Source organism: Gordonia sp. HS-NH1 (assembly GCF_001418765.1).
Lineage (GTDB): Bacteria > Actinomycetota > Actinomycetes > Mycobacteriales > Mycobacteriaceae > Gordonia.
In genome coordinates, this window is sequence record NZ_LIYC01000007.1 from 13,475 (window position 1) to 27,293 (window position 13,819).

The 13,819-nt window shown below is 68.9% G+C and carries 12 protein-coding genes; 7 read left to right on the forward strand and 5 right to left on the reverse strand.

The window, feature by feature from the left end; genetic code table 11:
* Positions 1–58: 58 nt before the first annotated feature.
* On the reverse strand, positions 59–1,762 hold the full coding sequence (menD, locus tag AMD30_RS07255; RefSeq protein WP_055475170.1) for a 2-succinyl-5-enolpyruvyl-6-hydroxy-3-cyclohexene-1-carboxylic-acid synthase: 1,704 nt from the start codon (positions 1,760–1,762) through the stop codon (positions 59–61).
* 121 nt (positions 1,763–1,883) lie between these two features.
* On the opposite strand from menD, the gene AMD30_RS07260 reads away from it, so the two are divergent.
* The 4 genes from AMD30_RS07260 to AMD30_RS07275 all read left to right on the forward strand — a co-directional run bounded on the left by AMD30_RS07260 (position 1,884) and on the right by AMD30_RS07275 (position 5,710).
* Positions 1,884–2,501: a class I SAM-dependent methyltransferase gene (locus tag AMD30_RS07260; protein ID WP_055475171.1), complete on the forward strand. Its 618-nt coding sequence runs from the start codon at positions 1,884–1,886 to the stop codon at positions 2,499–2,501.
* Between the two features lie 54 nt (positions 2,502–2,555).
* Complete coding sequence (locus AMD30_RS07265; protein ID WP_055475256.1) at positions 2,556–3,641, forward strand: AbrB family transcriptional regulator; 1,086 nt, start codon at positions 2,556–2,558, stop codon at positions 3,639–3,641.
* 57 nt (positions 3,642–3,698) lie between these two features.
* Entirely contained in the window at positions 3,699–5,006 is a 1,308-nt protein-coding gene (locus AMD30_RS07270) for a saccharopine dehydrogenase family protein (RefSeq protein ID WP_055475172.1), read from the forward strand.
* A 257-nt stretch (positions 5,007–5,263) separates the two neighbouring features.
* Positions 5,264–5,710 (forward strand): Hsp20/alpha crystallin family protein, encoded by a 447-nt coding sequence (locus tag AMD30_RS07275; protein ID WP_055475173.1) that lies wholly within the window; start codon positions 5,264–5,266, stop codon positions 5,708–5,710.
* Positions 5,711–5,833: 123 nt separating this feature from the next.
* Here AMD30_RS07275 and AMD30_RS07280 read toward each other — a convergent pair whose 3' ends face one another.
* A complete protein-coding gene (locus tag AMD30_RS07280; RefSeq protein ID WP_055475174.1) occupies positions 5,834–7,039 on the reverse strand; it encodes an EAL domain-containing protein in 1,206 nt (401 codons plus the stop codon).
* Between the two features lie 459 nt (positions 7,040–7,498).
* On the opposite strand from AMD30_RS07280, the gene AMD30_RS07285 reads away from it, so the two are divergent.
* Positions 7,499–8,704, forward strand: coding sequence for a GGDEF domain-containing protein (locus tag AMD30_RS07285; RefSeq protein ID WP_231632658.1), 1,206 nt, complete (start codon positions 7,499–7,501; stop codon positions 8,702–8,704).
* Here the strand turns inward: AMD30_RS07285 and AMD30_RS07290 are convergent.
* Complete coding sequence (locus AMD30_RS07290) at positions 8,650–9,408, reverse strand: hypothetical protein (protein WP_156354189.1); 759 nt, start codon at positions 9,406–9,408, stop codon at positions 8,650–8,652. The two genes, AMD30_RS07285 and AMD30_RS07290, sit on opposite strands and share 55 nt — an antisense overlap.
* 170 nt (positions 9,409–9,578) lie before the next feature.
* On the opposite strand from AMD30_RS07290, the gene AMD30_RS07295 reads away from it, so the two are divergent.
* Positions 9,579–11,705 (forward strand): Rv1355c family protein, encoded by a 2,127-nt coding sequence (locus tag AMD30_RS07295; protein ID WP_055475175.1) that lies wholly within the window; start codon positions 9,579–9,581, stop codon positions 11,703–11,705.
* Between the two features lie 10 nt (positions 11,706–11,715).
* Here the strand turns inward: AMD30_RS07295 and AMD30_RS07300 are convergent, their stop codons facing one another.
* A complete protein-coding gene (locus tag AMD30_RS07300; RefSeq protein WP_010841993.1) occupies positions 11,716–12,366 on the reverse strand; it encodes a PaaI family thioesterase in 651 nt (216 codons plus the stop codon).
* A 34-nt stretch (positions 12,367–12,400) separates the two neighbouring features.
* Complete coding sequence (locus AMD30_RS07305; protein ID WP_197282752.1) at positions 12,401–12,658, reverse strand: hypothetical protein; 258 nt, start codon at positions 12,656–12,658, stop codon at positions 12,401–12,403.
* A 180-nt stretch (positions 12,659–12,838) separates the two neighbouring features.
* On the opposite strand from AMD30_RS07305, the gene AMD30_RS07310 reads away from it, so the two are divergent.
* The gene (locus AMD30_RS07310; protein ID WP_010841995.1) at positions 12,839–13,813 is read left to right on the forward strand and encodes a 1,4-dihydroxy-2-naphthoyl-CoA synthase; all 975 of its coding nucleotides are present in this window, start codon (positions 12,839–12,841) and stop codon (positions 13,811–13,813) included.
* Positions 13,814–13,819 lie beyond the last annotated feature (6 nt).

Genomic DNA, 13,819 nt, shown 5'->3' on the forward strand with positions numbered 1-13,819 from the left:
CGGGCATCGATCGGGCGGTTCGGGCCCCGACCACCGCTGCCGTGTCACCGCCGCCGCGTCACCGCAGACGTGCCGCGATCGCCGCGTGCACGGCTCGCAGCCGCTCCCGGTCGGTGGCGACCTCGACGACCTCGATACCGCCCGACACCGGGTCCTGCGCCAGCACCGTACCCAGTTCGCCGACGGTGACCCGCCGATGCGGGATGTGGAAACCCGCGCACATCGACGCGATGTCGGTGCGGTGAGGTGTGCCGAAGACCCGTTCGTATGCTCCCGCGTAGACCCCGGTGTTGTACCGCGGATCGCCCTGTTCCAGCAGGCCGAAGATGCCGCCGCCGTCGTCGTTGGCGACCACGATCCGCAGCGACGACGGGCGCGGCTCCCCGGGTCCGACGACCAGACCGGTCGCGTCGTGCACGAACGTCAGGTCACCCATCAGCGCGATGGTCCGCGCGCCGGCCCGGTCCCGGTCGAGCGCCATCGCGGCACCGATCGCCGTCGAGTTGGTGCCGTCGATACCCGCGACGCCGCGGTTGGACAGGACCCGCACGCCGTCGGCGATCCGACCGGCCAGGGCGATGTCGCGGATCGGGTTGCTGGCCCCGACGACGAGTTGGTCACCCGCGGCCATGGCGTCGCCGACCGCACGTGCGACGTGGAGTCCGGTCGCCGGCCCCGGTTCGTCGAGTTCGGCGGTCACGGCGAACGCCACGCGTTCCTGGACCGCCGCGCACTCCTTGAGCCAGTCCTCACGCGGTTCGCCGACGACCTCGATGCGCGTCCCGGTCGCGTAGACGTTGCCGGAGACGTCCGGCCAGCGCGGCCCGGTGGTCAGTGCGTAGACCCGGACCTCGGGGTCGGCGAGCAGGCGGGACACCCCGCGATGCAGCGTCGGCCGGCCGCAGATGATCGCCTGCTGGGGCCGCACCGAGCCGAGGGCAAGCGGATGCAGCGGCGTCGTCGCACGCGGAGCCGTCGGCTCGGCGACCGTCGGGACCCCCGCCAGACCCGGATGGACGCCCGATCCGTGCCCCGACACGACCACGGTGTCCAGGGACAGGTCGATGGGCAGCGGGACATCGAGTCGGCCGACGGGCGCCTGCGTCCAGGGCAGTCCCCCGGGCCGGCCGGAGAAGGCGCCGAGGTCGCTCGTCGGGTCGGCGCCGACGAGCTCGTCCGGGTCGGGGACCAGCGGTTCGCGCAGCGGGATGTCGAACTGCACCGGGCCGGCGTTGCCGGTACGGGCGCCACGCGCGGCGGCCAGCACGCGGCCGACCGCCGACCGCCACTGACTGTTGGTGTCGAGATCCTGTTCGGCGAGACCGAGACTGATCGCCGCGCGCACCTGGGTCCCGAAGATGCCGAACTGTTCGACGGTCTGATTGGCGCCGGAGCCGAGGAGCTCATAGGGACGGTTGGCACTGACGACGACGAGCGGCACCCGCGCGTAGTTCGCCTCGAAGACGGCCGGTCCCATGTTCGCGACGGCGGTGCCGCTGGTCATCACGATGGGCACGGGCTGCCCCGACGACACCGCGAGCCCGAGCGCCAGATACCCCGCCGACCGCTCGTCGATCCGCACATGCAGACGGAGACGTCCGGTGGCATCGGCGGCGTGCAGAGCGAAGGCGAGCGGCGCATTGCGCGATCCCGGGCACAGGACGGCCTCGCGGACACCGCCGCGGATCATCTCGTCGACGATGACCCGGGCCTGCAGCGTGGACGGGTTGGGCCCCGGGGCGTTCTGGGCCGGTCGGTTCATCCCACAAGCGTAGTGGTGGGTCTCAGAGAGAGGTGGCCGACCTGTCGCCTGTCTCTGGGACGCACCACTGGGTACTCCCGAGTCCCGACATCGCGGCGGGGAGCGGCGTTACCCTCGTCACGTGGGCTTTTACGACGACCGAGTCCTGCCGCACCTCATCGAACGCACCTGCGGCATGGCCGCATTGACACCGCTGCGAGCGCGGGCCTGCGCCCCGTTGTCCGGCCGGATGGTCGAGATCGGATTCGGTTCGGGCCTCAACGTCGGCGTCTACCCGGTCGCGCTCAGCGAGGTCGCGGCGGTCGAACCGTCCGCGGTCGGCTGGTCGATGGCCGCCGAACGCGTCGCCGCCTCACCGGTGCCCATCGAACGCGCCGGGCTCGACGGCCAACGACTCCCCTTCGACGACGACTCCTTCGACTCCGCACTCACCACCTTCACCCTGTGCACAATCCCCGATGTGAGGGCGGCGCTCGGCGAGCTCCGACGCGTGTTGCGCCCCGACGGCCGGCTTGCATTCCTCGAACACGGCCGCGCACCGGACTCCCGCGTCCGCCGATGGCAGCGGCGACTCGAGCCGATCCAGAAGCGCGTCGCGGGCGGCTGCCATCTCACCCGCGACGTGCGAGCCGAACTGACCGCCGCCGGCTTCACACTCGGACCCGTCGACGAGTTCTATCAGCCGGGCGTCCCGAAGCCGTTCGGCGCGTTGAGCCTCGGGACCGCCCGACCCGCCTGAGCTTCGACCCGCTCGATTCGCCCCGCTCCCGGCGGCGGGCCTAGGGTGGACCCAGTGCGTCGCTGGACAGTGCTGGTACTCCTCACCGCGGTCGCGACGCTGGTGCTCGAGGTGTTCGACGTCGACGCCGCGGCCCTGTTCGCAGGCCTCGTGGTCGCAGGTGCCCTCGCGATCGCCGGCCGGGCACCCGGACCGACGCATTCCGGTTCCGACGACTCCGACGACCCGATCGTCCCGCGGTGGGCGTTCGTGGCGTCGCAAGGCGTCCTCGGGGTCTTCATCGGCACGATGGCCGAGCCGGAGACGATCAGCGGCCTCGGATCGTCGTGGTTCCCGGTCCTCGTCATCGGTCTGGGCACGCTCGTCATCTCCATCGCATGCGGCGCCCTTCTCGGACTGCGCCGCGACGTCGATCCGCTGACCGGCTCCCTGGCGCTCGTCGCCGGCGGGGCGTCCGGACTGGTGGCGCTGACCCGCGAATTCGGCGGCGACGAGCGGATGGTCGCGGTCATCCAGTACCTGCGCGTCGCGCTGGTGACCGTCACCATCCCGCTGGTCGCCTCCCTTGTGTTCGGCGCCGACGGCGACGCGGTCACGCCGGGCGCCGACGCGTGGTCGGCGGAAAGCCTGCAGGGTCAGGCCTGGGGCCTGCTGCTGCTCGCGGTGTGCCTCGGCGTGGGGATTCCGCTCGGCCGGTTGCTGCGCATGCCCGCCGCCGGTCTGCTCGGTCCGCTGGCGCTGGCGACCGTGGCCGAGCTGACCGGGATCGCCGGTCCCGCGGAGGTCTCCCCCGCCCTGCTCGCCGTCGCCTACGCGGTGATCGGATGGCAGGCGGGTCTGGGTTTCACGATGCCGCGCCTGCGTGCGATCGGCCGCGTCCTGCCCCTCGCGCTGGTGCTGATCCTCGCCATCGGGGCCGGCTGCGCACTTCTGGGCGTGGTGCTCTCGGCATGGACCGGCGAGTCGATGTTCGACTGCTATCTGGCGACGACACCGGGCGGCATCTACGCGGTGCTCGCCGCCGCCACCGGGGCCGGCGGGAACGTCGCCTTCGTCGTCGCCGCCCAGATCCTGCGCGTGCTGCTCATGCTGTTCGTGGCGCCCTTCGCGGCCCGTCTCGCCGCGCGGCGTTCGCCGTGAGCGTTCCGGACCGGTCGGCGGTTACGTGTGACCCGCGTCCCACGTAAAGTCGGGGAGATGAGCGGGGAATCGAACATCGACAGCACATCCACTCCCGACAACCGATCCACCGGGCACGGTCGCGAATTCGACGTCGTGGTCTACGGCGCCACCGGCTTCGTCGGTGAACTCACGGCGCGGTATCTGGCCGATCACGCGCCCATCGGCACGAAGATCGCACTCGCGGGACGCAACGAGTCGAAGCTGACCGACGCCCGCAAACGACTGCCGCTGCGAGCGCACGACTGGCCGCTGATCATCGCCGACGCGGAGTCGCCCGCGGCGCTCGACGCCATGGTCGCGCGCACCCAGGTCGTCTGCACCACCGTGGGTCCCTACCTCAAGTACGGCGAGGCCCTCGTGGTGGCGGCGGCCACCGCCGGCACCGACTACGTCGATCTGACCGGCGAGGTCCCGTTCGTCCGCTACTCCATCGACAAGGTCCACGAGGTCGCCGCCGCCTCCGGGGCACGCATCGTCCACTCCTGCGGCTTCGACTCCGTACCGTCCGACATCACCACCTACGCGCTGTACAAGAAGGTCTCCGACGACGCCGCCGGCGAGATGACCGACACCACCCTCGTGGTGGCGTCGATGCGCGGCGGGATCTCCGGCGGCACGATCGACTCCATGCGGGTCATCGCCGAGGAGGCACGTAACGCGCAGTCGCGGCGGCTCATGCTCAACCCGCAGGCATTGTCGAGCGGCCCGGGCGACGTGCCGCGGGTCAGCCTGTCCGACGAACCGAGCGACCTGTCCATCATCAACGCCAAGAAGGTCGACCCGTCGCTGCGCGGCACGCTCGCCCCCTTCTTCATGGCCGCGCACAACACCCGGATCGTCCGACGGTCGAATGCGTTGCTGGACAACGCCTATGGCAAGAACTTCCACTACGCGGAGACAATGAGCGTGGGCAGCGTCCCCGCGGTGTCGACCCTGCTCGCCGGCGCGGTCGCGGTCGGCACCGGCGCGTTCATGGGGGCGATGAGCTTCGGCCCCACGCGTCGGGTCCTCGACCGCGTGCTGCCGAAACCCGGTGACGGACCGAGCGAAAAGGCCCGTGACAGCGGATATTTCGTGGTCGACACATTCACGCGGACCACCACCGGCCGTCGTTACCGGGCCCGGATGCGCGCCCAGGGCGACCCCGGATACAAGGCCACCGCGGTGATGCTCGCCGAGAGCGCATTGGCATTGGCCCTCGACCGCGACCGGCTCCCCAAACGCTCCGGGGTCCTGACCACGGCGGTGGCGATGGGCGACGCCCTCGTCGACCGCCTGCGCAATGCCGGCTTCACCATCGACGCCACCGAGCTCACGGACTGATCAAACCCTCATCCGACGATGCCCGACCGCGCCGTTCGACCCCGCTCCGGGTTGTCCCTGCCATTCCGGGACCACTACCGGCACAGTCGAACTCGCGGCCGGGCGGTGTCGTTTCCGCGGTCTGAAATTTTCTGGCACTCTCACCCCTGGAGTGCTAGACGAGCCCGGGATCCGGTGCTATCTTCGTTGGCAGTACAGCGATGAACTGCTCGTCTGACGGGTGGCGAGCAGCCTTGTAGAACAGGAGGTGAACTGCTGTGCTTCGTTTCGATCCCTTTTCCGACATGGATGCCTGGACCCGAGGCATGATGACCGGTTCAGCGGCCGGAACCGCCCGCACTCCCCGTTTCATGCCTCTGGACCTGTACAAGGTCGAGGATCACTATCTGCTCGTCGCGGATCTGCCGGGCGCCGATCCCGGCTCCATCGACGTGAGTGTCGACAACGGCGTCCTGACGTTGTCCGCCCAGCGGAGTACGCCATCCGACGACGGCGTGCAGTGGCTGACCAGCGAACGATTCTCCGGAACCTACCGCCGCCAGCTGACTCTCGGCGACGCCATCGACAGCTCGGCGATCTCGGCGCGCTACGACAACGGCGTCCTCACCGTGACGATCCCGGTCGCCGAGAAGGCCAAGCCGCGGCGGATCGAGGTGGAGAGTTCCGGCCGGCCACAAGCGATCGAGACCGGGACGGTCACGTGACCGCCGCCCGCTGAACGCGGGTGATCCCTTCCCCCTTGAGGTGTGAGCGAAGCGAGCCATCGCTCCTCACACCTCAGGGTGCGGTGCGGCTCGCTCACAACGCATTCCGGCCGGGAGCGACCCTCAGGAAGCAGATCCGAACAGGTCCGCGAGGGGCGCGGGCCGACCGAACAGGTAGCCCTGGGCATAGTCGAAGCCGAACTCCTCCAGTATCGGGAGCACCTCTTCGGACTCGATGCCCTCGGCCACCATCTTCACCCCGGTGGCCGCGGCCATCTCGCCGATCGCCCGGACAACGGCGCGGTCCGGGGAGCTGTCGGCCAGTTGCGCGATGAGGGTCCGGTCGACCTTCAGCACATCCACCGGGAGGTCCCGGACGTAACGGAGCGCCGAAAACCCGGCGCCCAGGTCGTCGATGCAGATCGTGCAGCCGAGATCGTGCAGTGCGTCGATCGCCCGCGAGGCGGATGTGTCCACCCGGATCGCCTGATCCTCGCGCACCTCGACCCACACCCTCGACGGGTCCACGCCATGTCCGTCGATCAGACCGGCGACGTAGGAGACGAGCCCGTCGTCCCACAGCTGCTGGCCGGACAGGTTGAGCGAGACGAACGTCGTCGCGCCGACTTTCCGGGTGATCTCACCCGACAGATCCCGGATGGCCTCGCCTATCGCATGCCGTCCGATGGGCGCCAGCAGCGAGATTCCTTCGGCCACAGAGAGAAACGCGTCCGGAGCGAGGACACCGAGTTCGGTGTGCCACCGGAGCAGGGACTCATACCCGACGACCCGGCGGTCGCCGACTGCGACGATCGGCTGATAGAAGACGGAGAAGTCACGCTCGACCGACCTGGTCAGCCACCCGGCGAGATCGACCTCGGCCCGGATGTGACGCTGCATCGTGGGGGAGGCGAACACGACGGCCCGCCGGCTGCTGAGCGCGATGCACAGCGCGGCGTCGGCATGGCGGACCAGATCGTCCTCGGAACTCGCCTCGAGCTGCTCGTCGCCGACGGCGACACCCATGCACACGTCGAGGAACCAGCTGCGATCGCCATCGCTCACGGTGTGGGCGCCGAGTTTGGTGCGGGCCGCCTCGATCAGTGCGTTGCGTCCGAGTTCGTCGTCACCGGCGCCGGTCCACGGGAGGTAGATGAGCCAGTAGAAGTCCGATCGCCGGTGGAATCGAGCCCGCGGACTGATGGGCATCAGCACCTGCTCGATGAACCGTTCAGAGGCCGCGGCCGACGCCTCGTAGCCATACGCGACCACTGCTCGGTGATACGGGTCGACCGACACGGCGATGACCGAGGTGCCGACCGTCAACACGACGTCATTCGCTCAATCCGATCCCCCCAGGCGGCGCGGGCGCCGCAGTTCTCCATCGGCTGATTCTACTCAGCCGGCCTGTTCTCCGGAAGGCGGGCGAGTCGACCCGGGTCGGGGGTCCGGTCCGGGCGATATGACTGTTCTCACAAGCGCCGGGCAGTGGCGACGAAACCGTCGGCGGGTTTTTCCGACCCGGGCCGGCGAGGGGACACATTGCTTTCTTATGTGATGTTCGAGAGGGCCCGGACCGGCGCGCGCGCCGTTTCGCGACTATTCTCGGCAGGTCTGCTAACGATTTCGGGAGCGACCGCAAAACTGCTGGTAAGGTGCTTTCATTGCCTATGCGTAGGACAGGAAAGATTGCGCGATTTCCGCCAATGCGGTCGCAGTGGCTTTAATGCGAATCTCGGCGAACAAGCGGCTGCCCCCACAGCCGCCGACGGAAAGCGGTCGTGGTTGATGGCGTTGATCAGAAGGGTGCTCCGTCGCTACGACGCCCGGTCGATGGCGACGCTGATCAGCACCGGTGGTGTCATCCCGCTACCGGTCATCAGCGTGCTCGCTCCGGAGACCCTCTACCCGGGCGGGATGCCGATCCTGTTGACCATCTGGTCGTTCATCGCCGTCGTCTTCGCGGTGACGGCCATCCGCGCACGGCTGACCGATCTCGAATTCGCGTTCCTCGGCGGCCTGGGCATCGTCGGGATCTGTGGGACGTCGATGATCCTCGCCTCGCCGCGTTCGTCGGCGCTCGTCCTCGCGATCGTCGCGGTCATCCCGGCGATCGGCGCCATCTCGGCGACGACCCGGCTCATCCTGTCCCATCTGGCACTCGCGGTCGTGTGCGCCGCCTTCGTCCTGGCGGTCACCTCTCCCTCGCTGCCCGCCTACCTGATCAGTTTCGGCGCGATGCTCGGTCTGATCGTGGTGCCGGTCTTCCTTGTGGTCGCACTGCGCAAGTCGATGGAGGCCGTGCTCGATCAGCAGACCCGTCTGGTCGGAATCGATCCCCTGACCGGCCTGCTCAACCGTCGCGGTTTCCTGATCCGCGCCTCACAACTCCTCTCGGCCGCACGCTCGTCCACCGGGTGGATCGGCATCCTGCTGCTCGATGTCGACCACTTCAAGAAGATCAACGACCAGTACGGCCACCTCGCCGGCGACGGCGTACTGCTGGCGGCCTCGGCGGCCATCCGTGAGCACGCGCCCGTCGGTTCGGAGGTCTGCCGCTACGGCGGCGAGGAATTCCTCATGTTCCACGTGGTCCACGACGCCGACGAACTCTGGCTCAGCGCCGAACGTCTTCGGGCAGCGGTGGCCGCCGCCGCGCCGGTGACGATCAGCGTCGGTGGTGTCTGCGCGCCGTTGCGCCTCGCGGGTGACGATCTCGTCTCCGGCCGCTACGAGACCGCCTCGTCCACCGACGACGTGATCGGCAACCTCCTGGGTCAGGCAGATGCCTGCGTGTACCAGGCCAAGGAGAACGGCCGGGACACCACGGTGATCGAGTCCATCGACGCGGTGATCTGGGACGATGGCGCACCCAGTGCGCATGCGGCCGACGCCGAGCGGACGGTGTCACCGCCGTCGGCGAGCCTGTACGAGGTCTTCTACCGGCGCCCGGCCGACTTCGTCGACATCGACAGCCGGACCAGCGGACGCTGAGTCGTGACCGCCTGCAGGGCGTCGGCCTCCCGGCGCATCCGCTGCCAGGTCTCCGGGCTGGTGAGGCTGTTCAGGCGGGCACGATCCCACCACATGAGCCGGGTGCGGTAGCGATCGTCCGGGAACGGGGTGGCCGGCACCGACTCGTCGACACGCCCGCCACCGGACTGCCAGCGCCGCAGGACGTGGTCGGCCGCGGTCGCCATCATGGCATCGACTCCGGACATCTCCATGATGACCAGTCCCAGCCGCGACAACTGACCGGCAACCGAGCCCGCGATCGACGAGCGCTCGTCCACCCAGGCCGTCTTGACCTCGACGATGCCGCCGTGCAGACGTTCCTCGATGGCATTGACGAGCTGGACCTGACCGGGTTGGCCGGCCCATTCGACCAGCGCATGCGACTGCGCGGCCGCCTCGAACCGGGGCTGGACCCGCAGTCCGCCGACGACCTTGCCCTCGGCGTCGAGCACCGCGAAGAACATCGCCGTGCCCTCGCCGCCGGCGACCTCGTCGTATTCGAGCGCGGCGGCGCACCCGTGACGGTGGTATGAGGCGTCCGCGCCGGCGAGGTACTCGTGCCAGAGGGCGGGTTCGGACCGCGGGCTGGCCACGACCACCGAGTACTCCGTCCCGGTTTCGGGCGCGACCGATCGCAGCATGCCGGTGCGGACCACATCATTGGTAGTTGTCATCTTATTCATCGCAGTATTCCCTTCCAGGAATTAGGAAATTTAGAGACGAGATCTCCCCCGACCCCGCGTGTAATGCTGCCACAGGGGGGCATTTATGCACTCCCACAAGCGCACTTCTTTTAACCGAACCGCCTCATTGGCGGTTGGCGTCGCGCAATCTCCTGCGACACCATGGGCGTATGCACACTCCGCCGGACGCCGCCGCCACCCTCTACTCGCCGGATGAACTACCCGCCGAGTTGACCGCCGAACCCTCGCTGATTGTGTCCGATATCACCGAACGCACGGGCCGCGCACTCGACGAACTCCTCCCACCCGCGGAGCCCGCGCTGTGGGACGAGGCGCCGCGTTTCGTGCACTTCCCCTGGCGTAATGCCCTCGTCAAGATCCCCGGTCCGCGCACGTTCCGACGACTCCGGCTCGACCGCAACCGACACAAGCTGACCGCCGCACAGCAGAGCGCCGCCGGCGACCTCCGGATCGGCATCGTCGGTTTGAGTGTGGGACATGCGATATCGCTCACCCTCGCACTCGAAGGACTTGCCGGCGAATTACGCCTGGCCGATTTCGACGAACTCGAACTGACAAATATGAATCGAATTCCGGCCACGCTCATGGATATTCATGACAACAAGGCGGTGATTGCCGCGCGGCGGATTTCTGAGATCGATCCCTATCTCACCACCGCCGTATACTCCGACGGAATAACAACCGAGAACATCGATGAATTCCTCGACGGCCTCGATCTCGTCGTCGAAGAATGTGATTCCTTCGATGTGAAGGTGCTCATCCGCGAGAAGTGCCGTTCGCGCGGAATCCCCGTCCTGATGGAAACCAGTGACGGCGGCACTCTCGATGTCGAGAGGTTCGACCTCGAACCCGATCGGCCTCTTTTCCACGGTCTGGCGGGCGATCTGCGGATCGAGGATCTCGTCGGACTCGACCGCGCGTCCTTGACCCCACTGGCCGTTCGGGTGCTCGAGCCGACGAAGGTCACCGCGCCGATGGCGGCGTCGGCCATCGAGCTCGGCCACACAGTCACCGCCTGGCCGCAACTCGGCGGCGATGTCCTGCTGGGCGGTGCCACGGTGGCCGCGGCGGTCCGGCGCCTCGTCCAGGGCAAGCCCCTGCGCTCGGGACGGGTCCGATTCGATCGCGACTCGTGGCTCGACGGTCTCGAGGACCCGATCGGGACAGCTCTTCCGGACGGTGGTCGGCAGGCGGCGGCCGCATCCGAACCGCTGCCACCGCAGGAGCAACCGCCCGTCGAGGCGATGTCCGACCGCGAGCTCGTCCTGCACGCCGCGAGGCGCGCGCCGTCGGCGGGCAACCAGCAGCCGTGGCAGATCACCGCCGACGAGGATGCCGTCACCATCACTCTGGACCGCACGCGTACCTCGACCCTGGATGTCGAACACCGGGCGTCGGCGGTGGCGGTGGGCGCGGCGCTGTACAACGCACGGATCGCGGCGACCGCGCGTGGTGTGCTCGACGACATCGAGATCGTCGACGCCGCCGAGACCCTCGCCGGGCGGGCCCGGTTGAAGGGCCTCGACACCGGTTCACGGTCGCCTGAGGCGGAGGCGGAACTCAGCGCGCTGCTCGCTCGCGGAACCCGACGCGGTGTCGGGGACGGGTCCCCGCCGTCGGACGACGACCTCGCCCGGTTGCGCGACGCCGCCACGAGCGACCGGACCCGCCTGCTGGCCCTCGCCGACCGCGCGGACATCGATCGCTATGCATCGATCATCTCCCGCTCGGATCGTGCCCGGTTCCTGACGCCGGAGCTGCACGGCGAGATGTTCGAGGAGCTGACCGACGACCCGGCCGCCGCCGAGGGCATCGACGTCGCCTCGCTCGACCTGCCACCGGCCATGGCGGGCATGTTCGACGTGCTGCGCCGCGCCGACGTGATGGCCCTGCTCGATGAATGGGGTGGCGGCACCGCGCTCGGCGCCGACGCCGGGTCCCGGGTCGCGTCGTCGTCCGCGGTGCTGGTGCTGGTGCAGCGGGGCACATCCGCCGGGGACTATCTGCGCGGCGGGATCGTGGCGGAGCAGTTGTGGGTGGCCGCCGAGCGGCTCGGCTACGACGTGCATCCGATGACGCCGACGTTCCTGTATGCCGGCGACGACGAGACCGCGCGCGGGTTGTCGAGCAATCACGGCGACGAACTGGCCGCCCTGCGCCGCGAAATGCTCGACACGTGGCCGCTCGACGCCGACGAGGCGCCCACCATCGTGCTGCGGCTGTCGCGCGCGGATTCGCCGTCGGTGGTGAGCCGGCGCCTGCCCACGGGCTCGTGAAAGGGCGGGACTAGGGCTGGCCGGGGTTGAGCTTGATGAACAGCGCGTCCATCTCGGCGCAGAGGCGATCGCCGTGGTGCAGGGTGCCCCTGACGAAGACCTTGCGGCCCTCGACACGCTCCGCCCAGGCGTGGATGCGCAGCGGGGTGTTCAGGGGCGTGATGGACCGGTATTGCACGTTCAGGTAGGCGGTCCGGCTGACGTGCTGGATCGCGACCGCCGACGCGAAGCCGCCCACGTCGTCGAAGGCGACGGCCACCTGTCCCCCGTGCGCGGCGTTGTTCCCGCCGAGATGGAAGTCGCGGAACGTCAGCTCGGCGACGACCCCGGTGTCGCCGACCTCGGTGACGACGTAGGGCGGCAGGGTGATGTTGCCCCGGGAGGGCAGGTCGATGCGGGTGCCGGCCGGCGAATGCCATTCGTCGATCCGGACTTCGGCGAGCCGTTCGTTGACGGCGGCCAGCCGGTCGATGAGTTCGTCGACCAGCGCGTCGTCCGGGCAGGCGTAGCGAGCGTTGTCCATGAGCAGGCGGACCTGCTCGCTGAACTCACCGTAGCGGGGCCCGCCACGCTCGGTGGTGATGGCCGTATGAGCCCGGAAGCCACCTTCGTGGGGATCCTCTTCGACGGTCTCGACGGCGCGATCGTTCGCTTCGGTCACCGGTCAACCGTATAAGAGGCAGCGGTGCCGCGACCTAGTCGGTGTCGGTCTGCCGGTGGTGGAACGACCCGCTCGCCGCACTCCCGGCGCCGCGACGATGTTCGGCGAGATCGACGCAGACCTTTCCACGAGCCAGCCGCCGCGTGGACTCCGGTATGTAATCCGGCACCCCACGCGGCCCGCGTTCCTTCTCGTCTCGGATCCGGACCGCCCTCCCGACGATCACCGCGACCGCCGCGGACACGACACACCACGCGCCCCCGATGATCAGAATCCACCCCCATACAGCCATACGTACAGCTAATCACCCCAAACTGAGATTTCGGTGATGTTCGACCCGAAGGCGGACCGCCATCCAATACTTGAATGCAATCCGCGTCGAAGCTGTGTCGACTTCGTGACCTCCGCCCACCAATCCGTACGGCGTCGGGCACGGTGGGTTCGGCGGAGGCGGCGTCGTTAGGCTGACCCCATGACTGCGACGTCAGAAACCCAGGGACCCGCCGACCAGCCGTTCGACCCGTCATCGTGGGCGGCGGTGCCCGGCTTCGACGATCTGACCGACATCACCTATCACCGCCATGTCGGCGAGGGGCGCGAGCACGGCATCGTGCGCGTCGCATTCGACCGCCCCGAGGTCCGCAACGCCTTCCGTCCGCACACCGTCGACGAGCTGTACCGCGTCCTCGATCACGCGCGGCGTTCGCCCGACGTCGGCACCATCCTGCTCACCGGCAACGGACCGAGCCCCAAGGACGGCGGGTGGGCCTTCTGCAGCGGCGGCGATCAGCGCATCCGCGGACGTTCCGGTTACCAGTACGCCACGTCGCACGACGACGACGTCGCAGCGGCCGGCGCCGACACCGTCGACGCGGCACGGGTGAAGGCCGAGGGCGGGCGCCTGCACATCCTCGAGGTCCAGCGCCTCATCCGGACGATGCCCAAGGTCGTCATCGCGGTCGTCAACGGCTGGGCGGCCGGCGGCGGGCATTCCCTGCACGTCGTCTGCGACCTGACCCTCGCGTCGGCCGAGCACGCCCGGTTCAAGCAGACCGACGCCGATGTGGGTTCCTTCGACGCGGGCTACGGAAGCGCGTATCTCGCCAAGCAGGTCGGGCAGAAGTTCGCGCGCGAGATCTTCTTCCTCGGGGAGGCCTACGACGCCGAGACCATGCACCGGATGGGCGCGGTCAACCGCGTCGCCCCGCACGCCGACCTCGAGGCCACCGCCATCGAATGGGCGCGCCGGATCAACAGCAAGTCCCCCACTGCCCAGCGCATGCTGAAGTTCGCGTTCAACCTCACCGACGACGGCCTCATGGGTCAGCAGGTCTTCGCCGGCGAGGCCACCCGCCTGGCCTACATGACCGACGAGGCGGTCGAGGGGCGCGACGCCTTCCTCGAGAAGCGCGACCCGCGCTGGGACGACTACCCGTACTACTACTGATCGGCC

Bases quoted from the DNA above. Each gene is read 5' to 3' on its own strand.
- menD (WP_055475170.1), bottom strand. From the start codon at position 1,762: ATGAACCGACCGGCCCAGAACGCCCCGGGGCCCAACCCGTCCACGCTG.
- AMD30_RS07270 (WP_055475172.1), top strand. From the start codon at position 3,699: ATGAGCGGGGAATCGAACATCGACAGCACATCCACTCCCGACAACCGA.
- AMD30_RS07285 (WP_231632658.1), top strand. From the start codon at position 7,499: ATGGCGTTGATCAGAAGGGTGCTCCGTCGCTACGACGCCCGGTCGATG.
- AMD30_RS07290 (WP_156354189.1), bottom strand. From the start codon at position 9,408: ATGAATAAGATGACAACTACCAATGATGTGGTCCGCACCGGCATGCTG.
- AMD30_RS07295 (WP_055475175.1), top strand. From the start codon at position 9,579: ATGCACACTCCGCCGGACGCCGCCGCCACCCTCTACTCGCCGGATGAA.
- AMD30_RS07305 (WP_197282752.1), bottom strand. From the start codon at position 12,658: ATGGCTGTATGGGGGTGGATTCTGATCATCGGGGGCGCGTGGTGTGTC.
- AMD30_RS07310 (WP_010841995.1), top strand. From the start codon at position 12,839: ATGACTGCGACGTCAGAAACCCAGGGACCCGCCGACCAGCCGTTCGAC.